Origin of the sequence: Streptomyces pyxinicus (assembly GCF_024753135.1) — a bacterium.
Lineage (GTDB): Bacteria > Actinomycetota > Actinomycetes > Streptomycetales > Streptomycetaceae > Streptomyces > Streptomyces pyxinicus.
The window spans coordinates 1-24,724 of the sequence record NZ_JANUGP010000006.1 but is presented as its reverse complement, the minus strand read 5'-3'; the positions used below and the strand labels follow the sequence as shown (position 1 = coordinate 24,724).

The following is a 24,724-nucleotide window of genomic DNA, read 5'->3' as shown; positions in this document are numbered from 1 at the left end:
CAGCACCGCCGTGCAGATACGTCAGCACGGAAAGAACGGAAGAAGTTCCTCGGTGACGTTTCCGCAAGTGAAGACAGGGCGCCCTGGAGCATGTGAAAGAGCCCCGGGCGGCAGACCGCCCAGGGCTCTTCTTCGTGGTGGCTGGGGCCGGGGTCGAACCGGCGACCTTCCGCTTTTCAGGCGGACGCTCGTACCAACTGAGCTACCCAGCCACGAAGTTCACGAGGAACTTCAGCGGTCCTGACGGGATTTGAACCCGCGGCCTCCACCTTGACAGGGTGGCGAGCACTCCAAACTGCTCCACAGGACCAAGCTCTATGCAAAAGCAAACGCTGCGCAGGGTGGTGCGTGCCCCCAACGGGATTCGAACCCGTGCTACCGCCTTGAAAGGGCGGCGTCCTAGGCCGCTAGACGATGAGGGCTATCGGCCCGCCTGGGCGCTTCGCAGCGCGTCGGGGACGTGAGAAGCATATGGGATGGCGAGGGGGATCGCCAAAACGGTTTACGGGGCACGGTGGGAGACGGTCCCGGAGGGGTTCGAGGAGGGGCCCCAGGGGGCGGTCCCGGACGAGGTCGTGGAGGGAGTGGCGGACGGGCTCGCGCCGGGATCGGACTCGGGCTTGTTCTCGTCCGCCAGGTGGCGGCTGACCTCGGCCGTCGTCAGTCCCAGCCCGCCCAGCTCGATCGCGTCCCAGGCCTGGAGCCGGCGGCTGTCCCGGTCGAAGTAGAGGATCGAGGCCTCGATCGGCGCCGGGTACTGGTGCTCCACCGCGCGCAGCCCGCTGCCCCCGGTCGAGCCCTCCATCCGCAGCCGGGTGCCGAATTCCAGCATCTCGGTGCCCTGGTGGTGCAGGTGCCCGCACAGCACCAGCGGCACCGTGCCGTCGGTCTCCCGGGCCGCCGACGGCTCGTGCGCGATCGCCACGTCCACCGGCTTCCCGGCCGCCCGCTGGTCGCGCAGGGCGCTGGCCAGCCGGTCGCCCGCCAGTTCCTCGGAGGCGTCGCGGCCGATCGCCTTCGAGCGGTCCGGGGTGAACTGCGGGTCGCCGATGCCGGCGAACCTGAGACCGCCGACCGTCTCGGCCCGCCCGTCGTCCAGGACGTGCACGTTCCTCATGCGTTCCAGGTAGCGCTGGGTGGTCCGGGAGTCGTGGTTGCCGCGCACCCACACGTACGGCACGCCCAGGTCGCCGATCGGGTCCAGGAAGCCGTTCTCCGCCGCCGTACCGTGATCCATCGTGTCGCCGGAGTCGACGATCACGTTCACCTTGTACTGCTTCGCCAGCGAGCCGATGATCTTCCAGCTCGCCGGGTTCAGGTGGATGTCCGACACGTGCAGGACCCGGATCGTGGAGGGGTCGGGCCGGTAGGCCGGGAGCGTGGACGTGACGTCGTAGAGCTTCGTCACGTTCGTGACCAGGCGCGCCAGTTCCTTCTGGTAGACGTCGAACTCGGTGACAATGCTGCGCGCGTTGCCGACCACCGAGGGTGCCGAGCTGAGCAGCCCGGAGAACCTCGGCTCCAGGATCGACTTCGGATTCCAGGTGGCGTACGCGGTCGCGCCCGACGCGGCGAGCAGGGTCAGGGCCAGGCCGCCGGCCGCGAGGGCCCGGCGCGGGCGGCGGTAGACGGCGAGGCCGAGGGCGGTGGCGCCGGTCGCGACGGCGACGCAGGAGCGCACGGCCAGGTCCAGGGTGCCGTGCTCGACGTCGTGGGCGACCTCGTCCTGGAGGCCGGAGAGCCGCTCCGGGTGGTCCACCAGGGCCTGGGAACGCGCGGGGTCGAGCTGGTCGACGTTGACGTCCAGGCGGACCGGGGCGACATGGCTGTCCAGCGAGAGCGCGCCCAGCGGCGAGATGTTGATCTTCGTGCCGCCGGTGACGGACGGGCGCAGTGCCATCGTCGTGTTCATCGGGCCGACCGGCGCCCGGACGTCGCCGACGACCAGCAGGCCCAGCCAGGCGCCGACGAGCACGACCCCGGTGAGTCCCAGGGCGCGCGGCCAAAGGCGCGGGCGGGCGGCGAGTTCGAGATCGGGCGGGGTGGCCGGGCGGGGCCGGTCGCGGCGGGGTGCGCGGTTGAGCATGCGGTGCAGGGCGGCGACGGGGACGCTGGCCATTGGTCCCGTATGCCCATGTGCCGCGGCGGATATACCGGAGAATGGGCCTGTGCTGGAGATGACGCGCGAGGAGTTCGAGGAACTGGTGGCCGAGGCGCTCGACCGGATCCCGCCGGAGCTGACGCGGCTCATGGACAACGTGGCGGTGTTCGTGGAGGACGAACCGCCCGCCGACGACCCCGAGCTGCTCGGGCTCTACGAGGGGACTCCGCTCACCGAGCGCGGGGAGTGGTACGCCGGGGTGCTGCCCGACCGGATCACCGTCTACCGGGGGCCGACGCTCAGGATGTGTGAGACCCGCGAGGACGTCGTCGCGGAGGCCGAGGTGACCGTGGTGCACGAGATCGCGCACCACTTCGGCATCGACGACGCCCGCCTGCACGCCCTCGGCTACGGGTGACCGGAGCGGGTCGTAGCGGGCCGGGCGCGGGCGTCTACTCGGACGCGCCGCGTGTCCTCTTGCGGGCGGCGGGAGTTGGGGAGGTTGACTCCTTCCCTTGTCCCCGGAGGTGGCCGCCGTGCGCCCCTTGAACGTACCCGTCCGACTGGCCGTCACGGTGCTGGCCGTCGCCGCCGCGGCCGGCTGTGTGAACGTGGGGGACGACGCGGGACGCGCCCGCCCCTCGCACTCGGCGGGCCGGGGCGGCGGTGCGGCCCCGGACGGCGGTCCGGTGGCGGGCCCGGGCGGCCTCGGGCCCGAGGGATCGGGGAGCGACGGCAAGCACGGGCACGGCGGCAAGGCGAAGCCGGGGGAGTCCGCCTCCGGCTCGGCCACGCCGTCCCGGGGTTCGGACAGCGCGTCGGCGCACCCGGCCAAGCCGGGACGGACCATCGATCCCGGGGGCCCGGCGCCGACCGAGGAGCCGCCGACACCGCCGCCCGCGACCACCCCGCCCCCGCCGCCCGCCTCCGAGCCGCCCCCGCCGGCCTCCGAGCCGCCGTCGGCCGAGCCGTCCTCCTCGGCGCACGAGGAGACGGGGCCGCAGCTCGCCCGGCGGCAGCCGGTGCCGGCGCCCGCGGCGGGCGTACCGGCGTGAGGAGGCCGGGTCGAGGCCGGGTACCACCGCGCTGACCTGCACCGATGGGGGCAGTTTGCCTTCAGGGGTGGGAGGTGCGTATGGTAGTAGATCGTTTGATCCCATTTGCCCGGCGCCACCACAGAGCGCGCCGTGTGGCGCGTACTCTCCTTTGCCGTGGCGGACCGCATTGAGGCGGTCGTGAGCGAAACACGGAGTTGACGGGCGCGTGCCGAAGAGACTCCGGAAGGTTTCGCATTCGCATGTCCGTGTCCAGTACTGACCAGATCGTCGTGTCCGAGAACGAGCTCGACACCGAACTCACCGAGACGACGACCGAGGTCACCGAGGCCCCCGAGGCCGCTGACACCCACCAGTCCCCCCAGATCACCTTCGCCGACCTCGGTCTCGCCGAGGGCGTCGTGCGCCAGCTCGCGCAGAACGGCGTGACGACCCCCTTCCCGATCCAGGCCGCGACCATCCCGGACGCCCTGGCCGGCAAGGACATCCTCGGCCGTGGCCGTACCGGCTCCGGCAAGACCCTCTCCTTCGGTCTGCCCGCGCTGACCCAGCTGTCCGGCGGGCGCACCGAGAAGAAGCGGCCCCGCGCGGTCATCCTGACCCCGACCCGCGAGCTGGCGATGCAGGTCGCCGACGCCCTCCAGCCCTACGGCGACGTCCTCGGCCTGAAGATGAAGGTCGTCTGCGGCGGCACCTCGATGGGCAACCAGATCTACGCCCTGGAGCGCGGCGTCGACGTCCTCGTCGCCACCCCGGGCCGGCTGCGCGACATCATCAACCGCGGCGCCTGCTCCCTGGAGGACGTGCAGATCACCGTCCTCGACGAGGCCGACCAGATGTCCGACCTGGGCTTCCTGCCCGAGGTCACCGAGCTGCTGGACCAGGTCCCGGCCGGCGGCCAGCGGATGCTCTTCTCCGCCACGATGGAGAACGAGATCCAGACCCTGGTCGACCGCTACCTGAACAACCCCGTCTCCCACGAGGTGGACGCGGCCCAGGGCGCGGTGACGACCATGTCGCACCACATCCTCATCGTGAAGCCCAAGGACAAGGCGCCGGTCACCGCCGCGATCGCCTCCCGCAAGGGCCGCACGATCATCTTCGTCCGCACCCAGCTGGGCGCCGACCGCGTCGCCGAGCAGCTGCGCGAGTCCGGCGTGAAGGCCGACGCGCTGCACGGCGGCATGACCCAGGGCGCCCGCACCCGCACCCTGGCCGACTTCAAGGACGGGTACGTCAACGTCCTGGTCGCCACCGACGTCGCCGCCCGCGGCATCCACGTCGACGGCATCGACCTGGTCCTGAACGTGGACCCGGCCGGCGACCACAAGGACTACCTGCACCGCGCCGGCCGTACCGCGCGTGCGGGCCGTACCGGCACCGTCGTCTCGCTGTCCCTGCCGCACCAGCGGCGCCAGATCTTCCGCCTCATGGAGGACGCCGGCGTCGACGCGGGCCGCCACATCATCCAGGGCGGCGCCGCCTTCGACCCGGAGGTCGCCGAGATCACCGGCGCCCGCTCCATGACCGAGGTGCAGGCCGAGTCCGCGAACAACGCCGCGCAGCAGGCCGAGCGGGACGTCGCCCAGCTCGCCAAGGAGCTGGAGCGCGCCCAGCGCCGCGCCACCGAGCTGCGCGAGGAGGCCGACCGGCTGGTCGTCCGCGTCGCCCGCGAGCGCGGCGAGGACCCGGAGACCGCGGTGGCCGAGGCCCAGGCGTCCGCCGCGGAGGCCGTGGCCGAGGCCGTCGTCGCCGAGCAGCCGGCGCAGCGCGAGACCGAGCGCGAGGAGCGTCCGGCGTCCTCGGCGCCGTACGAGCGCAAGGAGCGCCGCGACTTCCCGCGCCGCGACGACCGCGGTGACCGGGGCGACCGTGGTGGCCGTGGCTTCGAGCGCCGTGACGACCGCCGCCCGTTCGACCGCGACCGCCGGGACGACCGTGGTGGCCGTGGCTTCGAGCGTCGTGACGACCGCCGTCCCTTCGACCGCGACCGTCGTGACGACCGCGGCTTCGAGCGCCGTGACGACCGTGGTGGCCGTTCCTTCGAGCGTCGTGACGACCGGGGCGGCTTCCGCCGGGACGAGCGCGGCGGGCACCGGGGCAGCGACCGTCCGTTCAACCGCGACCGCCGCGACGACCGCCCGGGCTTCCGCTCCGGTGGCCACGAGCGCCCCTTCGGCCGCCGTGACGACCACCGCGGCTCCGGCTCCGGCTCCGGTTCCTTCGGCCGCCGCGACGACAAGCCGCGCTGGAAGCGCAACGGCTGACGCCGGCGGCGCAACGGCTGACGCCGGAAGCGCGACGGCTGACCCGACGGCCACGCCCACCCGGTGTGACCTGACGTGACCCCACAAGGGCCCGTACGACTCGTTCGTACGGGCCCTTTTTGGCCATACGGAGATCCCGGCGCCGCATGCCGCACCCCCGCCCTGGGAATTGCTGGGGGCATGACAGAAGACGCGAGGGTGCAGGGGACGACGGAGCGGGCCGGCGGCCTGTCGGACGAGGAACGGCTGGCCGAACTCGGCTACACCCAGGTGCTGGCCCGCCGGATGTCGGCGTTCTCCAACTACGCCGTGTCCTTCACGATCATCTCGGTGCTGTCCGGCTGCCTCACGCTGTACCTCTTCGGGATGACCACCGGCGGCCCCGCCGTGATCACCTGGGGCTGGGTGGTGGTGGGTCTGATGACGCTGTTCGTCGGCCTGTCGATGGCCGAGATCTGCTCCGCCTACCCGACCTCGGCCGGCCTGTACTTCTGGGCGCACCGCCTCGCGCCGCCCCGCTCGGCGGCGGCCTGGGCCTGGTTCACCGGCTGGTTCAACGTGCTCGGCCAGGTCGCGGTGACCGCCGGCGTCGACTTCGGCGCGGCCTCCTTCCTGGGCGCGTACCTGAACCTCCAGTTCGGCTTCGAGGTCACCCCGGCCCGCACGGTCCTGCTCTTCGCCGCGATCCTGCTGCTGCACGGCCTGCTGAACACCTTCGGCGTCCGGATCGTCGCCTTCCTGAACAGCGTGAGCGTGTGGTGGCACGTGCTCGGCGTGGCCGTCATCGTCGGCGCGCTCGCCCTCGTCCCCGACCACCACCGGTCGGCGTCCTTCGTGTTCACGCACTTCGTCAACCAGACGGGCTGGGGCAGCGGCCTCTACGTCGTCCTGCTCGGCCTGCTGATGGCCCAATACACCTTCACCGGCTACGACGCCTCCGCGCACATGACGGAGGAGACCCACGACGCGTCCACGGCGGGCCCCCAGGGCATCGTCCGCTCCATCTGGACATCCTGGATCGCCGGTTTCGTGCTGCTCCTGGGCTTCACCTTCGCGATCCAGGACTACGGCCGGGAACTCGCCTCCCCGACCGGCGCGCCGCCCGCCCAGATCCTCCTGGACGCCCTCGGCGCCACGGCCGGCAAGCTGCTGCTCCTGGTGGTGATCGGCGCCCAGCTCTTCTGCGGCATGGCCTCCGTCACCGCCAACAGCCGCATGATCTACGCCTTCTCGCGGGACGGCGCCCTGCCCTTCTCCCGCCTCTGGCACACCGTCAGCCCGCGCACCCGCACCCCCGTGGCGGCGGTCTGGCTGGCCGCCCTCGGCGCCCTGGCCCTCGGCCTTCCCTACCTGATCAACACGACGGCCTACGCGGCGGTGACCTCCATCGCGGTCATCGGCCTCTACATCGCCTACGTCATCCCCACGTTCCTGCGGGTCCGCAAGGGCGCCGCCTTCGCACGCGGCCCCTGGCACCTGGGCCGCTGGTCCCAGCCGATCGGCGTCGTCTCGGTCGTCTGGGTGGTGGCGATCACGGTCCTCTTCATGCTCCCCCAGGTCTCCCCGGTCACGGTGAAGACCTTCAACTACGCCCCGGTCGCCGTCCTGGTCGTCCTGGGCTTCGCCGCCACCTGGTGGCTGGCCTCGGCCCGCCACTGGTTCCTCGCCCCCACCCCCGACCCGGTCGAAAAGTGACCAACCACCCGCTCCGCCCCCTCCCGACGCGGCCGCGAACCGATACCGGATCGGACTCCCGCCCGCGTCCGGCTATGCTCGGACAGGCAACATCGCCCTGGGCCCTTAGCTCAATTGGCAGAGCAGTGGACTTTTAATCCATTGGTTGTGGGTTCGAGTCCCACAGGGCCTACGGTTCGCGGGCAGGGGATACCCCCTGACCTGCTGTGCAGCGCCTGGTTCGGCTTCGGTCGGGTCGGGCGCTGCCGCGTTTTCCAGCTGCCGCCGCTGTGTCGCGTCCACGATGTTCCCGTGTGCCGTCAGCTCAAGCTCGCGGTCAAGCACGACGTGCTGACCCCGCGCGGATCACTGCACGCGGGTATCGCGAGCCTGGCGACCGACCTCGGTGTCCCGGCCCTCCCGGAGCCCGCGCCGGTCCGCGACGGGGAATCCTGACGAGGAGTCAGCCCGCCGTCAGCCCCTCCAGATCCGCCAGCGGCAGCGTGTGGCGGGTGTGCAGGGCCTTCGCGCGTAGGTAGTGGGCGTTGTGGGTGGTGGTGAAGACGCCGGTCGGGATGCGGTTCCGGACGGTGATGTCGAGTGAGTGCAACTGGTCTGCCTTGTCGGGGTTGTTGGAGAGCAGGTCCAGTTCGGCGATGCCGAGGGCGGTGAGCATCTGGGCGGCGGCGGTGTAGTCGCGGGCGTCCTCCGGCAGGCCCAGGGCGGCGTTCGCCTCGTAGGTGTCGAGGCCCCCGTCCTGGAGGGCGTACGCGTCGAGCTTGTTGTAGAGGCCGATGCCGCGGCCCTCCTGGCGCAGGTAGAGGAGGACGCCGCCGCGCTCGGCGACGCGCTCGACCGCCTCGCGCAGCTGGGGTCCGCAGTCGCAGCGGGCGGAGCCGAAGACGTCGCCGGTCAGGCATTCGGAGTGCAGGCGCACCAGCGGGACCGGGCCGGGGTCGCCGAGGACGACGGCGAGGTGCTCGCGGCCGTCGGTGAGGCCGTGGAAGGTGACGATCTCCGCGTCGGCGCGGTAACCGTCCGAGAAGTGCAGCGGTACCCGGACGCGGGCGCGCGGGGTGGCGGCGGGGAGGTCGGGCATGCGGGTCTCCGGGGTCCGTACCGGTGCAGGTGCTTCAGATTTGAAGCAGCCTGCCGTGATCGTGACCCTACCTCATGCTTTAAAGTTGAAGCAATGCGTCGAGGGCGGCCTCAGTCGGTGTCGGAGGTGTCCGCGCAGGGTGTGGATCGGCGGCGCCAGGGCACGTCCTCCGGCGCCGCGGCCGTCTCGTCCTCGCCCTGCAACCCCCGTACGATCCCGGTGCAGATCTCCTCCAGCTGGCCCACCTGTACCGGGCTCAGCCGGTCGAACAGGGCGGTGCGCACGGTCTCCACGTGCCCGGGTGCCGTACGCTCCAGCACCGCCATGCCCTGGTCCGTCAGCGCCGCGAGGCTGCTGCGCCGGTCCCAGCGGCAGTTCTCCCGGCGCACCAGGCCGTCCCGCTCCAGCCGGGTCACCGCGTACGTCAGCCTGCTGCGGGTGATCTTCAGGGTCTCGGCGAGGTCGGTCATGCGCAGCCGCCGGCCGGGCGCCTCGGAGAGGTTGGCCAGCACCGAGTAGAACAGGTGGGGCATGCCGCCCTCCTGCTGGAGCTGCCGGTCGAGCGCGTCCTCCAGGAGTCGGGAGGCGGCGATGTAGGCGCGCCAGGCGCGCTGCTCCTCGGGGGTGAGCCAGCGGGTCGTCATGCGGCCAGTGTAAGTTTGTTTCAAAGTTGAACCAAGGGCTCCGGGTGGGCCGCCGTGAGGGAGTACGCCGATGCCTCTGCCGTACGTGCTGCTGTCCGCCGCCGTCTCCCTCGACGGCTACCTGGACGACACCGGCCCCGAGCGGCTGCTGCTGTCGAGTCCCGCCGACTTCGACCGGGTGGACGAGGTGCGCGCCTCCGTCGACGCCATCCTCGTCGGCGCCGGCACGATCCGCGCCGACAACCCCCGGCTGCTGGTCAACTCCGCCGAGCGGCGCGCGGCCCGGCTGGCGGCGGGCCGGCCCGCGTACCCGCTGAAGGTGACCGTCACCGCGACCGGCGACCTCGACCCCGGCGCCCACTTCTGGCACACCGGCGGCGACAAGCTCGTCTACACGACCGACCGGGGCGCCGAACAGGCCGCCCGCCTGCTCGGCGACACCGCGGCCGTCGTACCGCTCGGCACCGCACTCGACTGGCGGGCCCTGCTGACGCACCTGGGCGAGGTGCGCGGCGTCGAACGGCTCATGGTCGAGGGCGGTGGCCTGGTGCACACCCAGCTCCTGCGGCAGGGCCTCGCCGACGAACTCCAGCTGGTCCTCGCCCCGCTGTTCGTCGGCGACCCGGAGGCCCCGCGCCTGTTCGGGCCGGGGGCCTACCAGGGCGGCCGGCTGCGGCTGGTCGAGACCCGCCGGATCGAGGACGTCGTGCTCACGCGTTATCAGCCCACCGCTCCCGGCACCGGGGCCGACCCCGTCGCCGCCGACCGGCACTGGCTGCGCACCGCCTGTGAGCTGGCCGCCCAGTGCCCGCCCTCGGAGACCGCGTTCAGCGTCGGCGCGATCGTGGTCGGCGCCGACGGTACCGAGCTGGCCCGCGGCCACTCCCGGGAGGGCGACGACCCGGTGGTGCACGCCGAGGAGGCGGCGCTGGCGAAGCTCGACCCGGCCGACCCGCGGCTGGCCGGCGCCACGGTCTACAGCAGTCTGGAGCCGTGTGCCCGCCGCGCCTCCCGCCCCGCGCCCTGCGCCGAGCTGATCCTGCGGGCCGGGGTGCGCCGGGTGGTCACCGCCTGGCGGGAGCCGGACACCTTCGTCACGGCGGCCGACGGCACCGGCGTCCTGCGCGCCGGGGGCGCCCTGGTCGTCGTACTGCCGGAGCTGGCGGCCCTCGCCGAGGCGCCGAACAGGCACCTGATCAAGGGCTGAGGCAACGAGTGTGCGCGGGACCCCCGAGATGGCGTATGCTGAAGACACAACGACGCGGGGTGGAGCAGCTCGGTAGCTCGCTGGGCTCATAACCCAGAGGTCGCAGGTTCAAATCCTGTCCCCGCTACTGAAGGCCCAGGGCCGGAATCCAGTTCATGGATTCCGGCCCTGAGTCATTTCCGGGGCCGCCCACGGGAGTTCCGTGACGGAAACGTTAATGATCAAGCCGAACGGCTTGGAAACTCCCCTCCGGGTCTATTAACGTTCGATAACGCAGCGCGGTCGTCCCAGCCGTCACCCGAGGCGGCTCCGTGCGCACGCGCCGAATCCCCTTTCAGGGAACCGGGGAACCACCACCTTGGGGTGAATCACGCGGACACCGCCGTGCACTCGCAGAGAGTCACGTCCGGTTTACGCGCGTAGGAGACCTTCCTGCTCCGAACCCGTCAGCTAACCCGGTAGGCGGAGGAAGGAAAGGAGTACGCCCGCGTGGCGTCCAACCGGCCTGCCCCAGAAGCCCCGTTCATACCGGCTCAGCACGAGTCCGAGACCTTCGGCTACGGCTCCTACCGCGCCGAGGAGGGCCCCTGGGAGGAGTGGAACCCGACCGAGGAGACCGTCACCCCGGTCCGTGGCCGGCACCGTGTCGCCAAGCAGCGCGGCGGCTTCGCCCGCAGCTCCACCGTCCTCGGCGTCGGCGTGATCGCCGCCGTCGGCGCGGGCGGCATGGCCAGCGCCAACACCGGCAAGCCGCCGGTCTCCCTGTCCCTGCCGGACCACCTCCCCTCCGTGGGCTCGCTCTTCCAGGACGACTCGGACTCCTCGGACTCTTCGGGTTCCTCGGAGACGGCCACCGCCCTCGCCCAGGCCGGCACGGCCTCCGCCGACGGCGAGCAGGGCGCCGGCGAGGCGCTGCGCAACCGGATCATGGCCCAGGCCGAGCAGCAGCGCAGCAAGGCCGAGGGCAAGGCCACCGCCACCGCGCTCGCCGCCGCCCATCAGGAGACCGCTGCCGCCGCCGCCAAGGCCGAGAAGGACGCCGCCGCCCAGGCCGCCGCCGCCAGGGACAAGGCGGAGTCCGACGCGAAGAAGGCCGCCGAGGCGGAGAAGAAGGCCGCGGCGGCCAAGCGGCTGGCCGCGTCGGCCAAGCAGTACGCGCTGCCCACCTCCTCGTACACGATCACCTCGACCTTCGGCCAGGCCGGCTCGATGTGGTCCTCCGGCCACCACACCGGCCTCGACTTCGCCGCGCCCACGGGCACCCTCATCAAGGCCATCCACAGCGGCACGATCACCCAGGCGGGCTGGGCCGGCGCCTACGGCTACCGGACCGTGCTCACCCTGGACGACGGCACCGAGCTGTGGTTCTGCCACCAGTCCTCGATCAGCGTCTCCGCCGGTCAGAAGGTCTCCACCGGCGAGGTCATCGGCCGGGTGGGCGCCACCGGCAACGTCACCGGACCGCACCTGCACCTGGAGGTCCACCCGGGCGGCGCGGCCACCGGCATCGACCCGATGGCGTGGCTGCGGGGCAAGGGCCTCAACCCCTGACCTCGGCGTACGCACACTTTGCGGTTGCCTGGCGCCGGCGGCGGAATGCGATCATCCGCCGTCGGCGTTGACATTGAGCATGACTTCTCTGCGCACACTCGGTTCCTCCGACCTCGACGTCTTCCCGCTCTGCCTCGGTGGCAACGTCTTCGGCTGGACCGCCGACGAGGAGACCTCCTTCGCCGTCCTGGACGCCTACACGGCCGCCGGCGGCAACTTCGTCGACACCGCCGACAGCTACAGCGCCTGGATCGAGGGCAACCAGGGCGGCGAGTCCGAGACGATCATCGGCAAGTGGGTCAAGGCCCGCGGCAACCGCGACGACGTCGTCATCGCCACCAAGGTGAGCCAGCACCCCGACTTCCAGGGGCTGTCCGCCGCCAACATCAAGGCCGCCGCCGACGCCTCGCTGCGCCGCCTCGGCACCGACCACATCGACCTCTACTACACCCACTTCGACCAGCCCGAGGTGCCGGTCGAGGAGATCATCGGCGCGCTCGACGAGCTGGTGCGGGCGGGCAAGGTGCGCAACATCGCCGCCTCCAACATCAGCGCCGAGCGGCTCCAGGCCTCCCTGGAGTTCTCCGACCGCGAGGGCTTCGCCCGGTACGTCGCCCTCCAGCCGCACTACAACCTGGTCTCGCGCGACACCTACGAGGGCCCGCTCCAGGACGTCGCCGCCCGCGAGGGCCTGTCCGCCGTGCCGTACTTCTCCCTCGCCTCGGGCTTCCTGACCGGCAAGTACCGCCCCGGTACGACCGTCGACAGCGCCCGCGCCGGCTCGGCCGCCAAGCACCTGGAGTCCGAGCGCGGCCAGCGGGTCCTCGCGGCCCTGGACGAGGTCGCGCGGTCTCACGACGCCTCCGCCGCCACGGTCGCCCTGGCCTGGCTCGCCGCCCAGCCCACCGTCACCGCGCCGATCGCCTCGGCCCGCACCACCGAGCAGCTTCCGGCGCTGCTCGCGGTGGCCGACCTCACGCTGACCGACGACGACGTGAAGAAGCTGACGGAGGCGTCGGCGTAGCGGCGGAGCAGAGCGGTACCGGCACCGGCATCGGCACGGGGCGCGGGCGTCAGGTGCGGTGCGGGTTGTACGGGGTGTACGCGGTGTACGGGTGGTACGCCGGATGCGGCACCGCCGGGTACCCGTACCCATATCCGTACTCGTATCCGTAGCCGTACGGCTGGGGCGCCCAGTACGCCGGTGCCGGTGCCGCCGCCCGCGCCGCGTACTCCAGGGCCGGGCGGGCGACGGCCCGGTGCTGCCACAGCTCGGTCAGCAGCTCCCGCTCGCGTACGACGAAGTCGGAGCCGGCCCGCCCCTGCCGCCCCCGGTGCCGTAGGAACGCCAGCGAGGTGGCGGCCGTCTCGTAGCGCGCCACCGTGCGCGCCGCCGCGCGCCCCCCGACGTGGTGCCGGGCGTGGTCCCGGGCCATCCGCCGGGCCCGCATCGAGCCGAGCGCGTACGGTTCGGCCGGCCCCAGCCAGCCGGCCGACACGTACACCGGCAGCTCCTCGCGCACCGTCCGCAGCTCCCGCTGCCGGGTCCGGACCGCGAGCCAGGTCAGCAGCCCGAACGCGGGCACCATGAAGCCGCCGTAGACGGCGAAGAACCCGTACCGGCCGAAGGTGGAGGAGCTGTTCCACAGGGCGTGCGTGCTCATCGCGAGCAGCAGTCCGCCCAGCGGCAGCAGGACCCGTCGCACGCGCCGGCGCTCCCCGGACAGCGCGGCGACGCCGAAGCCGATGCCGGTGAGGACGGTGAAGAGGGGGTGCGCGAACGGCGACATCACGATGCGCACGAAGAAGGTCGCGGCGGTGACGGAGGCGATGCCCCGGTCGCCGGTGAGCTGGTCGGTCCCGAAGGCCGTGCCGAGATAGAGGATGTTCTCGGTGAACGCGAACCCGGTGGCGGTGATCCCGGCTATCACCACGCCGTCGACCAGCCCGGTGAAGTGCCGTCTGCGGAAGAGGAACACCAGCAGGACGGCTGCGGCCTTCGCGGACTCCTCGACGACCGGCGCTATCACGGTCGCCCCGAGGGTGTCGGCGCTCGCCGGGTCCGCGGTGGCGGTCGCGATCCACTTCGTCGCGAAGGTGTTGGCCACGATGGCTATCAGCGCCGCGGCGCAGGCGCCCCAGGCGAAGGCGAAGACCAGGTTGCGCCAGGGGCCCGGCTCCACCCGGTCCAGCCACCGGAAGGCGGCGGTGAGCCACGGCACCGGCAGCACGGCGAGGCCGAGCCCCACCAGGAAGCCCTCGGTGCCGGTCTGCTTGCGCACCAGCGCGAGGATCACCAGACCGGACAGCGCCAGCAGCGTGGTCAGCGCGCCGTAGCGCACCCAGGGGCGCTGCCACCAGTGCGGGTGCCGGAGCGGTCCGGCGCCCGGACCTGCGGGAACAGTGGGATACGGAGCACTGGTGGCCACGGCATCGACCCTAACGGTGACGGGACGCCGCCCGGGCCGCGGTTTCGGCGGCCGGGTTCTAGCGGTTCGGGTGCGGTACGCGCCGGAAGAGGAGGTCGTTCACGACATGACCCTTGTCCAGTCCCTGTCCCTCGAAACGGGTCTGCGGCCGGAACCCGGGACGTGGCGCGAAACCACCGTCGGCCTGCGTGTTCTCGAAGGCGGGGTGCGCGTCGAGCACCTCCAGCATCTGCTCGGCGTACGGCTCCCAGTCGGTCGCGCAGTGCACGAGCGCGCCGGGCCCGAGCCGGGTCGCCGCGAGGTCGAGGAACTCCGGCTGGATGAGCCGCCGCTTGTGGTGGCGCTTCTTGGGCCAGGGGTCGGGGAAGTACACCCGCAGTCCGGCCAGCGCGTCGGGCCGCAGCATCTCGCGGAGCAGGATGATCGCGTCGCCGTTGCCCACGCGGACGTTGGACAGCCCGTTCTGGTCGGCGAGGTTCAGCAGGTTGCCCTGGCCCGGGGTGTGGACGTCGACCGCGAGGATGTTGGTGTCCGGGTCGGCGCCGGCCATCCGCGCGGTGGCCTCGCCCATCCCGAAGCCGATCTCCAGCACCACCGGGTTGGCGTTGCCGAACAGCTCGGTCAGATCGATGACCCGCTGCCCGTCGATGTCCAGCCCCCAGGTGGGCCACAGCCGCTGCAACGCGTCGGCCTGGCCGGTGGTCACCCGGCTGCGCCGGGGCTGGAAACTCCGGATCCGCCGCTCGAAGTGCGACCCGGCCGGATCGGCCTTCGGCCCGTCGGGAAACCGGGGTTCCCCCTTGGCCCGGTCGTGCCGGATCGAGGCCCCGGCGGGGTCCGGGGCCGACGGAGGGGCTTCGGGGCTGTTGAGGAAGTCAGACACAGTGCATCCGATTTTACGGCGCGGTGGCGGGGGCCTGTGCCTCCGTCGCGGACGGGGTCTTCCGAGAAGCGTGGGCCTCGTCTTGCTTCGGGGGCTCCGTCGGGACATGTGCCGACCGCCGCAGCCGGACGGGGGCTCGGGCCACCGGGATCGGAGGCTGGTGCACGACCGCCTGTCAGCCACGGTACCCGGAGAGTCCGTGTGACCCGGAGCGGCTCGTCCGCCTCGGGTGCCGGCACCCGGGCGGTCCCGCGGCGGTGCCGGCACCCGGGCCGTCCGGCGGCCGGGGCCGGGCAGGCCCGCGCATCCCGGTCCGGGCCCGTTGCCCGGGGCAGGCCGTTGCCCGGGGCGGCCCCGCGTCAGTCCGCCCCGAGCATGTCCAGGACCCGGCGGCCGATCTCCCGGCCGATGGGGAGGGAGGCCGTCGCCGCCGGGGAGGGGGCGTTGAGGACGTGGACCGCGCGGGGGGCTTCCTTGATCAGGAAGTCGTCCACCAGGGTGCCGTCGCGCAGCACCGCCTGGGCGCGGACGCCGGCGGGAGCCCGGACCAGGTCGGTGGGCTCCGCCGCGGGCAGCAGTCTCCGGACCGCTTCCAGGAACGCGCCCTTGGAGACCGAGCGGTGCAGCTCGCCCGCGCCGTACCGCCAGTGGCGGCGGGCTATCGCCCAGGAGCCCGGCCAGGCCATGGTGCCGGCCAGCTCGCGGGGGCGTACGACACCCCAGCCGTACCCCTCCCGGGCCAGTGCCGGCACCGCGTTCGGGCCGATGTGGACGCCGCCGTCGATGCCCCGGGTCAGGTGCACGCCGAGGAACGGGAACGCCGGGTCCGGCACCGGATACACCAGGCCCCGCACCAGCTCGGGCCGCGCCAGTTCGTAGTACTCCCCGCGGAACGGCACGATCCGCACCCCTGGCTCGTCCCCGGTGAGCCGGGCCAGCTCGTCGCAGTACAGCCCGGCGCAGTTCACCAGCACGCGCGCGCGGACGATGTCACCGGCGGCGGTGCGGACGGCCACGCCCCGCTCCGGGCGCCGGTCCACCCGGACGACCTTCGCGCCGTAGCGGATCTCGGCCCCGGAGGCGTGGGCGAGCTGCCGGGTGACGCCCACGAAGTCGCACACGCCGGTGGTGCCGACGTGTATGGCGGCGAGTCCGCGCACCTCAGGCTCGTACTCGGCGATCTGCGCGGGCCCCAGCTCGCGCACCGGGATGCCGTTCTCCCGGCCGCGCTGCACCAGTGCGTGCAGGCGGGGCAGCTCCGCGCGCTCGGTGGCGACGATCAGCTTGCCGGTGACGGCGTGCGCGATGCCGTACTCGGCGCAGAACTTCACCATCTCGGCGGCGCCCCGCACCGCGTACCGCGCCTTGAGGGAGCCGGGCCGGTAGTAGATCCCGCTGTGCACGACCCCGCTGTTGCGGCCCGTCTGGTGCCGCGCGGGGCCCGGCTCCTTCTCCAGCACGGTCACGCGTGTGCCCGGCGCCGCACGCGTGACCGCGTACGCCGTCGACAGCCCGACGATCCCGCCACCGACCACGAGCACATCGCAGTCGTACGCCCCGACCGGCACCCCGCACCACCTCCCGCTACCGATAGTGCACTGCGCCACTGACAACGCCTTCAAACCACCTCGGGCGCCGTCGGACGGGCGCGCTACGCCGTCGTCATCAGCAGCGGCCGGGCCCGCTCCCGCAGCTCCACCACCCGCGGCTCGTCCCCGTACGGCTCCAGCCGGTGCAGGAGGTCCTTCACGTACTCCGTCGTCCGGGCCGAGGAGATCCGCCCGGCCACCTCCACCGCCCGCACTCCCTGCTCGCACGCCGCGTCCAGGTTGCCCGACTCCAGCTCCGCCACCGCCGACACCACGAGGCGCAGCCCGTGCGAGCGCACGAACTCCTCCGTCGGCTTGGACAGCGCCTGCTCGGTGAAGCGCCGGACCTGCCGGGGCAGCTTCAGGTCGCGGTAGCACTCGGCGGCGTCGGCGGCGAACCGGTCGTAGCCGTAGAAGCCCAGCCAGGACGGGTCGCTGTCGCCCTCCCGGGACCGCTCAAGCCACCCCTCCGACGCCTTCAGGGCCGCGCCGGCCGCCTGCGCGTCACCCGCGCGCGCGTGCGCCCGCGCCTCGACCAGCCGGAAGAAGCTCATGGTGCGGGCGGTCGCCAGCCCGCGGTTGCGCTCCAGCGCGGCCTGCGCCAGGTCGACGCCCTCGTCCCCGAAGCCGCGGTAGGTGGCCTGGAGCGACATGGACGCGAGCACGTACCCCCCGAGGGGGACGTCGGCCGCCGCGCGCGCGAGGCGCAGCGCCTGGATGTAGTACCGCTGCGCGGCCTCCTGCTGTCCGGTGTCGAAGGCCATCCAGCCGGCGAGCCGGGTGAGTTCGGCGGAGGCCCCGAAGAGGGCGCGGCCGACCTCGTCGGAGTAGGAGGCGAGCAGCAGCGGTGCCGCCTCGACGCGCAGGCACTCCGGGACCATGGACGAACGCCAGTCGCCGCCGCCGTACTTGGAGTCCCAGCGCCTGGCGTCCTCCGCGGCCTCCCGCAGCTTCTGCACGTCACTGTGGCCGACTTTGATCGGTGCGCCGGAGTCCTCGGCGGAGCCGGGCTCCCGCGCGACCGAGCTGTCGGCGGGGGTTATCAGCCATCGGGACGCGGGCGTGGCGTAGGCGCTGACCGCGAACGACCCGGCGAGGGACTGCCAGATGCCGCCGGATCCGGCCCGGCGGCCGGCGAGATCGAGCCGGTACAGCTCCGTCGCCGAGCGCACCGCCTGCGCGACGTCCCTGGGGAAGGCGAGGCCCACTTCGGGTGCGGGGTCCGCGTCCGCCAGGCCTATCTCGTGGAGCGGCACCGGGCGGCCGAGCTTCTGTCCGATGGCGGCCGCGATGAGGTGCGGCGCGGCGCCCTGCGGCACCATGCCCTTCGACACCCAGCGCGCCACGGACGTCTTGTCGTAGCGAAGCGTCAACCCGCGTTGGGCGCCGAGGTCGTTGACGCGTCGCGCGAGTCCTGCGTTGCTGATTCCCGCGAGGGCGAGAACGGCGCCGAGTTTTTCGTTCGGCCCGCGTTGCTCCCTGGACATGCGCCACCCCTCGACACAGACGGCTGTCGCGCTGGCATAACCACGCGGCATTCGTAAACCCAGCGTAGTTCGCCGCATCCCAAGCGTTAAGGGGCATTGTTCCGGTTGGCGGGATTGTGGTCCGTACGGCAGTACGGTCCTGACGCACCGTGCACGGCGCGGTCGCCCCGTGCACCCGCCCGTGTGGCCGTGCGCCCGCCCGTGCGCTCTTCTCCGGCCAACCGGCGGACGGTTCCATGGCTCTCGCGTGGGTCGGCCCGCTGTACTGGATCCAGCGGGCTGGGGGACACCGCCGCCTTCATCCCCGCGGGTGGCGGACCGGTCCGGGAGGCGATGCCCGCCTCCCGGACTGTGCGTGTACGCGCGTCGCGCGCGCTCCGCAGGCCTGTACGGAGCGTGCTCAACGACGGCCGCTCTGCCTTTATTTGGCTGAAAATCGACCCTACGATAAGCGGTCGGCGGCCGCCGCGACCCTGCAACTTGGGGGCGTGAAGGGCGCTTTGGGGAGCGTAGCGGGGGCGCATTCGCGTCGCCCCCTCGGGTCCCCGCGCAGCCGCCCCGCCTCGACTCCGCCCGTGCCGCAGCGGGCAGGCGTCCCGCTCCCGGCGGAACCGTCCCGGGATTTCCCTCGATCGAAGGCCGCGCCGCCGCCCCTCCGCGGCCGGTTCTTCATGGCAGCATGGGGACCCCGCCGCATGGGGGCCCTGATCCACGCGAGTTCATGCCGGTTCGTGCAGGTTCACGCGGTCTTCCATGGGTTCACGCGGGTTCATGCGGTGCACTGGTGGTCCCACAGGCTGTGGAGGCGTCGATGCGGTGGTTGGTGGGGTGGAGCAGCACCGCCGCGGGCGCCGCCGGGATCGGCTCCGCCGATGCCCTCGGGTACGAGTCAGCGGGTGCCCTGGGGCACGAGGGCGAGACCCTGCACCCGGTCGGCTCCCACCTCCTGTGGGGCGACCCCGACCCGCTGTGGGCGGTCGGCGACTGGCGCCCGGACGAGGTGCGCGTGGTGCGGGCCGACGGACAGAACCGGATCGCCGTCCTCGGTATCTGCGGGGCCTCCGACGAGGAGCTGCGCCGCGCGCTGGTCACCGCGCGCGGGGGTGCGCTGCGCCACCTCACCACCTGGTCCGGCAGTTACACGGCCGTCGTCCAGATCGGCCGGCGCGTCACCGTGTGCGGCGATCTCGCGGGCGCGCGCCCGGTGTTCCACACTCCCTGGGCGGGCGGCACGGCCTATGCCACCGCCGCCCTGCCACTCGCCGACCTCATCGAGGCCAACCTCGACTTCGGCCACCTGGCCGCCCTGCTCGCCGCCCCCGACGTACCGGCCGCGCTACGCGACACCACGCCGTACGAGGGCGTACGCCGGGTGGCACCGGGGCACGCCCTGGTGCTGCGCGCCGGGGCGCGCGAGATCGTCGGGTACGAGCCGGTCGCCTCCCTGGCCGTGGCCGCGCCCCCGGCCGACCCCGAGCGCGCCGTGGACGCCGTGCGAGACGCGCTCGTGGAGGCGGTGCGCACCCGGCTGTCGGCACCCCGGCACGTGCCCGACCTCGATCCCGGCCCGGTGCCCGGCATGGGTCCCGCCGAACGCCGTGCCGCGCGCGGGATGCCGGTGCCCGGGATCGGCGCCGACCTGTCCGGCGGCCCGGCCTCCGGCACCCTCGCGCTGCTGGCCGCCGGCCTGCCCGGCAGACCCGGCACGCTCCTCGGACACGGCACGGGCGCCGGGGAGCGGCTGCTGGCGGTGACCTTCAACGACCTCGCCGTCGGAGGCCGCGAGGCCGAGCTGGAACGGGCCGGCGCCCTCGCGGCCAACCCGCGCCTGCACCACGTGGTGGTGACCGGCGGCGAGGAGACCCTGCCCTACGCCGACCTCGACGGCCCCCTCACCGACGAACCGGGCCCCTCGCTGGTCGTCGCCGCCCGGCAGCGCGCGCGGCTCGCCGCCGGCAGCGCCGACCACTTCACCGGGCACGGCGCCCGCCAGGTCCTGGACGCCCATCCCGCCCGCCTCGCCGACCTGCTGATGGACCGCCGGCGCCGGCATCTGGTCCGGCCGGTGGCCGCCCTCGCGCGGGCCGACAGCTCGGTCATGGTGTCCGCGCGCGTGTACGGTGCGGCCCGCCGCCTCGCCCGTACGCCGTACCGCGCGGGACTCGACGTGCTGGCCGAGCGGCTGATGCGGCGCCGGTTCGACGAGCCCAAGGGGGCGGTCGGCGCCTCCCTCGCCGCGCTGACCTGGGCGAGACCCGGGCCGGCCGCGCGGTGGCTGACGGGGGAGGCACTGGCTGAAGTATCGGTTCTGCTCGGGGGTGAGGCGGACCGCGCGGGGACGGGCGTCCAGCGTCCGGGCGACCATCGCGCGCGGGCGGCGCTCGCCCGGTACGCGGCCGACCTGCGGGTGCTGGAGCAGGCCGCGGAGATCCGCTCCCAGCGGCTGCACGCGCCGTTCCTCGACAACCAGGTGGTCCGCGCCTGCCGCGCCCTGCCGGAGGCCCTGCGCGTGCGGCCGGGCGCCCGGGCGGCCATCCTCCGCACGGTCCTCGGCGGCGCCGGCGTCACCGACCTGCCGCCCGGCTGGGGCGCGCCCTCCCACGCCTCCTCCGCCGCCGCCACGCGCGCGGGGCTGCGCGTGGCGGCCGACCCGCTGCTCGACCTCTTCACCACCCCGCTCCTCGCCGACGCCGGCCTGGTGGAGGCGCGGGTGGTCCGCAAGGCGGTACGCGCGGCGGCGGCCGGCGAGCCCCTCCCGCTGGACGGCCTCGCCGACCTCATCTCCCTCGAACTCTGGCTCGGCCGCCTCCTGTCCCGCCGCGGCACCTGCTGGACCGGAACCCCGGCCCGCGCGCGGGCGGTCCCTTCCGGCATCCAGCCGCGCCGGGGGGCTCTGGCGCCGGGGGTGTGAGGGCCGGGGTGCGGCGGGGGCCCGGGGCAGCGCGGCTCGGCCGCCTCTCCGCGTTCCGCCGCCGGCCCCGGAAACTCCCGTGCCCGCCCTCCGGCCCCCCGCGACAATGGCAGCGTGCGGTACAGAATCCTCGGCACCACCCGAGCGGCAGACCTCCAGGGCACCCCCGTCCCCCTCGGCGGCCGGCGCCTGCGCGCCCTGCTCGCCGCGCTGGCCCTGCGTCCCGGCCGTACCACCGCACCCGAGACACTGATCGACGCGATCTGGACCGACACCCCGCCCCAGGACGCCCCCGCCGCCCTCCAGGCCCTCGTCGGCCGGCTCCGCCGCACCCTCGGCCGTGACGCCGTCACCTCCGGGCCGGGCGGCTACCGCCTCGAAGCCACCGAGGACGAGGTGGACCTGCATGTCTTCGAACGGCTCGCCCGCTTGGGCACCCAGGCCCTCGCCGACGGCGACCCGGCCACCGCCCACCGCGTCCTCACCGGGGCCCTCGCCCTCTGGTACGGCCCCGCCCTCGCCGACCTGCCCGACCCGGCCGCCGGCACCCGCCCCGAGGCGCTGCGCCTGGAGGCCACCCGCACCCGTGCCGCCGCCGCGCTCGACCTCGGCCGCGCCCGGGACGTCGTACCGGAACTGCGCGAACTGACCGCCGCGCACCCCTACGACGAGACCCTGCACGCCCTCCTCGTCCGCGCCCTGCGCGACACCGGACGCTCCGCCGACGCCCTCGCGGCCTACGAGGCGGCCCGCCGCACCCTCGCCGACGCCCTCGGCGCCGACCCGGGCCCGGAACTCAGAGCCCTGCACGAGGCGTTGCTCAAGGGTGCGGCACGGGAGGCATGGGCGGCACCCGCGGCACCGAGCGCGTCACCGGCGTACGCCCCCGAGCGCACCGGGAACCTCCGCCCCCGCCTGACGTCCTTCGTCGGCCGGGAACCAGAACTCGACGCCATTCGTTCCGACTTGCACAGGGCCCGCCTGGTCACGCTCACCGGACCGGGCGGCTCCGGAAAGACCCGCCTCGCCGAGGAGGCCGCCGCCGGGCATCCTCACGCGTGGCTGGTCGAGCTGGCCCCGCTCGACCACCCCGAGGCGGTGCCCGGCGCGGTGGTCAGCGCCCTCGGTCTGCGCGAGACCGTCCTGCTGACCCACGAGCCGGCCACCGGCCAGGCCGACCCCCTGGCCCTGCTGATCGAGCACTGCGCCACCCGCAGCCGGCTCCTGATCCTTGACAACTGTGAACACGTCATCGGCGCGGCGGCCACCCTCGCCGAGACCCTCCTCACCCACTGCCCGGGGCTCACGGTCCTCGCGACCAGCCGCGAACCCCTGGGCGTCCCCGGCGAGTCGGTGCGCCCGGTCGAGCCCCTCGTCCCGGAGCAGGCGCACCGGCTGTTCACCGAGCGCGCGGCGGCCGTCCGGCCCGACGCCGCCGCCGTGCTCGCCGACACCGGGGCCGTGGCCGAGATCTGCCGCCGGCTCGACGGGCTGCCGCTGGCCATCGAGCTGGCCGCCGCCCGGCTCAGGCTGCTCACCCCACGGCAGATCGCCGACCGGCTCGACGACCGCTTCCGCCTGCTCACCACCGGAAGCCGCACCGTGCTGCCCCGCCAGCAGACCCTGCGCGCGGTGGTCGACTGGTCCTGGGACCTGCTGGACGAGCGGGAGCGCACGGTGCTGCGCGAGGTGTCGGTGTTCGCCGGCGGCTGGGACCTCGCGGCGGCCGAGGCCGTATGCACCGGCCCGGCGGCGGACCTGATCGGCGCGCTCGTGGACAAGTCCCTGATCGTCGCGGCCCCCGCCGGCCCGCCGGACGGCACCCCGAGCGGCATGCGCTACCGCATGCTGGAGACCGTCCACGAGTACGCCACCGAGCGCGCGGCCGAGGTCCCCGCACTGCGCGCCGGCGCGGAGCGGCGCCACCGCGCGTGGGTCCGGGCCCTGCTGGAGGAGGCCGAGCCGCTGCTCCGGTCGGCGGCCCAACTGCCGTGGGTCGCGCGGCTGGAGAGCGAGACGGACAACATCCGGGCGGCCCTGGACCGCGCGGTGCGTGCCGGTGCCGAGGCCGAGGCGGGCGCGATGGTTCTGGCCATCGGCTGGTTCTGGTGGCTGCGCAACTACCGCCAGGAGGGGATCGCCTGGGTCCGTCAGGTGCTCCGCCTCGGCGTCGCCCTGGACGGCCTGCCCGAGGGAACCCCGCCGGACCTGGTGCCGGCCCGGATGGCGCTGGCCGACCCGGTCGGCACCTTCCTCGCCGCGCCCGAAGGCGAGTCCGGGCATCCCCTGCGCGAGCTGCGGACGGATCTGCGGATGCTCGACCTGTTCCTCACCTCGGAGCTGAGCGCCGACAACTTCGCGGCGGACGACCGCGCCCCGAGGTACGTCGCGCGCATCCGGGCCGCCTACGAGCCCGGCGGCCCGGCAGCCGCCCGGTTCCCCGGCATCTGCTGGCCGCTGACCACCTACTACCTGAGCGGTCCGGTGGACGTCGGCTTCGACATGGGCGCGGCCGTCGCCAACTGCCGGCGGTTCGGCGGCGACTGGGAGACCGGGGTCGCCCTGATGTACCGCGCGCACGTCGTCGTCGACACCCAGGGCAATCTGCGGGGTGTGGACGAGGACCTGGCCGAGCTGCGGGTCCTCAGCCGGCGCGTCGGGGACCGCTGGATGCGGGCCCAGGTGTGCAGCGCGGCCGGCGAGGCGGCCATGGCACGCGGGCGGTACGAGGAGGCACGTGGGGAGTACGAGGAGGCGTTGCGGCTCGCCCACGAGGTGGGCGCGCACGCCGAGGCGCCGTTCCTGATGGCCCGGCTCGCCGAGATCGCCTTCCGCTCCGGCGACCGGGACACCGCGCTGACCGCCCTGGCGGAGGCGGAGACGGCCGCCGACCACTACGCGGTACCGGAACCCCGCGCCTTCGTGCTCCTGCTGCGCGCCCGCATCGCCCTGCGGGACGGGGACCCGGCGCGGGCCCGCGCGCTGTACGAGGAGGCCGGGGGGATGGCGCGGGGCGGCGCCCCGCCCCCGCAGTTCGTGGCGGAACTGCGGGCGGTCGAGGCGCTCGTCGTGGCCGAGGAGTCGGGCCCGGAGGAGGGGCTCCCGCTGGTCGCCGAGGCGCTGCGGGAGGCGGTCGCCCGGCGGTGCGCCGAAGCGGTCACCGCCGGGCTCGCGGACACCGCCGCCGGTCTGCTGGCCCGGCTCGGCGAGCTGCCGGGCGCGCTGCGGCTGTTCGCCGCCGCCGACCGCTGGCGCGACGGCCATCCGCGCCCCGAACCGGAGCGCGGCCAGGCCGCCCGGGTGCACGCCGGCGCCCGCGCGGCCCTGCCGGCCGAGCGGTTCACGGCCGAGTGCGCCCGGGGTGCCGCCTTCGAGCCGGCGGACGTGCTGCGCGAACTGGGCGCCGGCACAGGCCGCTAACGGCAGGTGAAGCGGGAGCGGGCCCAGTCCGCCAGCGCCGTCCGGTCGAAGAGGCCGCTGTGCGGTTCCACGACGAGGCGGACGGTCTTGCGTCCGGTGAGGTCGACGTGCACGGGGACGGCCTGGTCGCGGCCCCGCACGGTGCCGGAGCGCCACAGCCGGGTCCCGTCGGCCCAGACGGAGAAGGAGACCTTGCCGAGGCCGAGCGTCAGGTCGTCCACGCCGGCCAGCGCGTCGTAGGCGGTGCATTCGCGGTTGAGGTCGACGGTGACGGAGGACCGGCCGTGGACGGTCACCCCGGGCGCGTACTGCTTGCCGCCGATGGTCACGCCGTAGCGCTGCCACACCCAGCTGCTGCCGAGCAGCGCGATCTCGGGGCGGGTGCCGTCGCCGTCGAGGTCGTAGTC

General features: G+C 73.7%; 18 protein-coding genes, 5 tRNA genes and 1 riboswitch. Of the genes, 12 read left to right on the top strand and 11 right to left on the bottom strand.

What is annotated here, in order from left to right:
- Window positions 1–135 precede the first annotated feature (135 nt).
- From NX794_RS10015 to NX794_RS10000, 4 genes are all read right to left on the bottom strand, one after another.
- Window positions 136–212: transfer RNA gene (locus tag NX794_RS10015), tRNA-Phe, on the bottom strand.
- 23 nt (window positions 213–235) lie between these two features.
- Window positions 236–310: transfer RNA gene (locus NX794_RS10010), tRNA-Asp, on the bottom strand.
- Between the two features lie 39 nt (window positions 311–349).
- A tRNA-Glu gene (locus tag NX794_RS10005) sits at window positions 350–422 on the bottom strand.
- Window positions 423–502: 80 nt separating this feature from the next.
- Complete coding sequence (locus tag NX794_RS10000; RefSeq protein ID WP_258777962.1) at window positions 503–2,119, bottom strand: metallophosphoesterase family protein; 1,617 nt, start codon at window positions 2,117–2,119, stop codon at window positions 503–505.
- A 49-nt stretch (window positions 2,120–2,168) separates the two neighbouring features.
- On the opposite strand from NX794_RS10000, the gene NX794_RS09995 reads away from it, so the two are divergent.
- From NX794_RS09995 to NX794_RS09970, 6 genes are all read left to right on the top strand, one after another.
- Window positions 2,169–2,519, top strand: coding sequence for a metallopeptidase family protein (locus NX794_RS09995; protein ID WP_190015890.1), 351 nt, complete (start codon window positions 2,169–2,171; stop codon window positions 2,517–2,519).
- A 118-nt stretch (window positions 2,520–2,637) separates the two neighbouring features.
- On the top strand, window positions 2,638–3,156 hold the full coding sequence (locus tag NX794_RS09990; protein ID WP_258777960.1) for a hypothetical protein: 519 nt from the start codon (window positions 2,638–2,640) through the stop codon (window positions 3,154–3,156).
- 242 nt (window positions 3,157–3,398) lie between these two features.
- Complete coding sequence (locus NX794_RS09985) at window positions 3,399–5,423, top strand: DEAD/DEAH box helicase (protein ID WP_258777959.1); 2,025 nt, start codon at window positions 3,399–3,401, stop codon at window positions 5,421–5,423.
- A gap of 180 nt (window positions 5,424–5,603) precedes the next feature.
- Window positions 5,604–7,118, top strand: coding sequence for an amino acid permease (locus tag NX794_RS09980; protein ID WP_258777958.1), 1,515 nt, complete (start codon window positions 5,604–5,606; stop codon window positions 7,116–7,118).
- 99 nt (window positions 7,119–7,217) lie between these two features.
- Window positions 7,218–7,290: transfer RNA gene (locus tag NX794_RS09975), tRNA-Lys, on the top strand.
- Between the two features lie 119 nt (window positions 7,291–7,409).
- Window positions 7,410–7,553 carry a hypothetical protein gene (locus NX794_RS09970; protein WP_258777957.1) on the top strand — a complete coding sequence of 48 codons (144 nt, stop codon included), beginning with the start codon at window positions 7,410–7,412 and terminating at the stop codon, window positions 7,551–7,553.
- 7 nt (window positions 7,554–7,560) lie between these two features.
- Here the strand turns inward: NX794_RS09970 and NX794_RS09965 are convergent, their stop codons facing one another.
- Both NX794_RS09965 and NX794_RS09960 read right to left on the bottom strand, forming a co-directional pair.
- A complete protein-coding gene (locus NX794_RS09965) occupies window positions 7,561–8,196 on the bottom strand; it encodes a GTP cyclohydrolase II (RefSeq protein ID WP_258777956.1) in 636 nt (211 codons plus the stop codon).
- Between the two features lie 110 nt (window positions 8,197–8,306).
- Window positions 8,307–8,840, bottom strand: a complete 534-nt coding sequence (locus tag NX794_RS09960; RefSeq protein WP_258777955.1) for a MarR family winged helix-turn-helix transcriptional regulator — start codon at window positions 8,838–8,840, stop codon at window positions 8,307–8,309.
- A gap of 70 nt (window positions 8,841–8,910) precedes the next feature.
- Between NX794_RS09960 and NX794_RS09955 the strand changes: the two genes are divergently transcribed.
- The 4 genes from NX794_RS09955 (at window position 8,911) to NX794_RS09940 (ending at window position 12,622) form a co-directional block, all read left to right on the top strand.
- Window positions 8,911–10,047, top strand: coding sequence for a dihydrofolate reductase family protein (locus NX794_RS09955; protein WP_258777954.1), 1,137 nt, complete (start codon window positions 8,911–8,913; stop codon window positions 10,045–10,047).
- A 53-nt stretch (window positions 10,048–10,100) separates the two neighbouring features.
- Window positions 10,101–10,174 (top strand) — tRNA-Met (locus NX794_RS09950).
- 183 nt (window positions 10,175–10,357) lie between these two features.
- A riboswitch (cyclic di-AMP (ydaO/yuaA leader) is annotated at window positions 10,358–10,527 on the top strand.
- Between the two features lie 9 nt (window positions 10,528–10,536).
- Window positions 10,537–11,598 carry a M23 family metallopeptidase gene (locus NX794_RS09945; RefSeq protein WP_258777953.1) on the top strand — a complete coding sequence of 354 codons (1,062 nt, stop codon included), beginning with the start codon at window positions 10,537–10,539 and terminating at the stop codon, window positions 11,596–11,598.
- Window positions 11,599–11,677: 79 nt separating this feature from the next.
- On the top strand, window positions 11,678–12,622 hold the full coding sequence (locus NX794_RS09940; protein ID WP_258777952.1) for an aldo/keto reductase: 945 nt from the start codon (window positions 11,678–11,680) through the stop codon (window positions 12,620–12,622).
- Window positions 12,623–12,671: 49 nt separating this feature from the next.
- Here NX794_RS09940 and NX794_RS09935 read toward each other — a convergent pair whose 3' ends face one another.
- The 4 genes from NX794_RS09935 to NX794_RS09920 form a co-directional block, all read right to left on the bottom strand.
- Window positions 12,672–14,027 carry a PrsW family intramembrane metalloprotease gene (locus NX794_RS09935; protein WP_258777951.1) on the bottom strand — a complete coding sequence of 452 codons (1,356 nt, stop codon included), beginning with the start codon at window positions 14,025–14,027 and terminating at the stop codon, window positions 12,672–12,674.
- Window positions 14,028–14,085: 58 nt separating this feature from the next.
- A complete protein-coding gene (gene trmB / locus NX794_RS09930; RefSeq protein ID WP_258777950.1) occupies window positions 14,086–14,910 on the bottom strand; it encodes a tRNA (guanosine(46)-N7)-methyltransferase TrmB in 825 nt (274 codons plus the stop codon).
- 359 nt (window positions 14,911–15,269) lie between these two features.
- Window positions 15,270–16,478, bottom strand: coding sequence for an L-2-hydroxyglutarate oxidase (lhgO, locus tag NX794_RS09925; protein ID WP_258777949.1), 1,209 nt, complete (start codon window positions 16,476–16,478; stop codon window positions 15,270–15,272).
- A gap of 83 nt (window positions 16,479–16,561) precedes the next feature.
- Window positions 16,562–17,986, bottom strand: a complete 1,425-nt coding sequence (locus tag NX794_RS09920; protein WP_258777948.1) for an NsdA family TPR-like regulatory protein — start codon at window positions 17,984–17,986, stop codon at window positions 16,562–16,564.
- A gap of 811 nt (window positions 17,987–18,797) precedes the next feature.
- On the opposite strand from NX794_RS09920, the gene NX794_RS09915 reads away from it, so the two are divergent.
- Both NX794_RS09915 and NX794_RS09910 read left to right on the top strand, forming a co-directional pair.
- Window positions 18,798–20,897: an asparagine synthase-related protein gene (locus tag NX794_RS09915; protein WP_258777947.1), complete on the top strand. Its 2,100-nt coding sequence runs from the start codon at window positions 18,798–18,800 to the stop codon at window positions 20,895–20,897.
- Window positions 20,898–21,011: 114 nt separating this feature from the next.
- Complete coding sequence (locus NX794_RS09910; RefSeq protein WP_258777946.1) at window positions 21,012–24,317, top strand: ATP-binding protein; 3,306 nt, start codon at window positions 21,012–21,014, stop codon at window positions 24,315–24,317.
- On the opposite strand, the gene NX794_RS09905 is transcribed toward NX794_RS09910, so the two are convergent.
- Window positions 24,314–24,724, bottom strand: a 411-nt coding sequence (locus tag NX794_RS09905) for an NPCBM/NEW2 domain-containing protein (RefSeq protein ID WP_258777944.1), incomplete at its 5' end; no start/stop codon positions are given. The genes NX794_RS09910 and NX794_RS09905 overlap by 4 nt on opposite strands.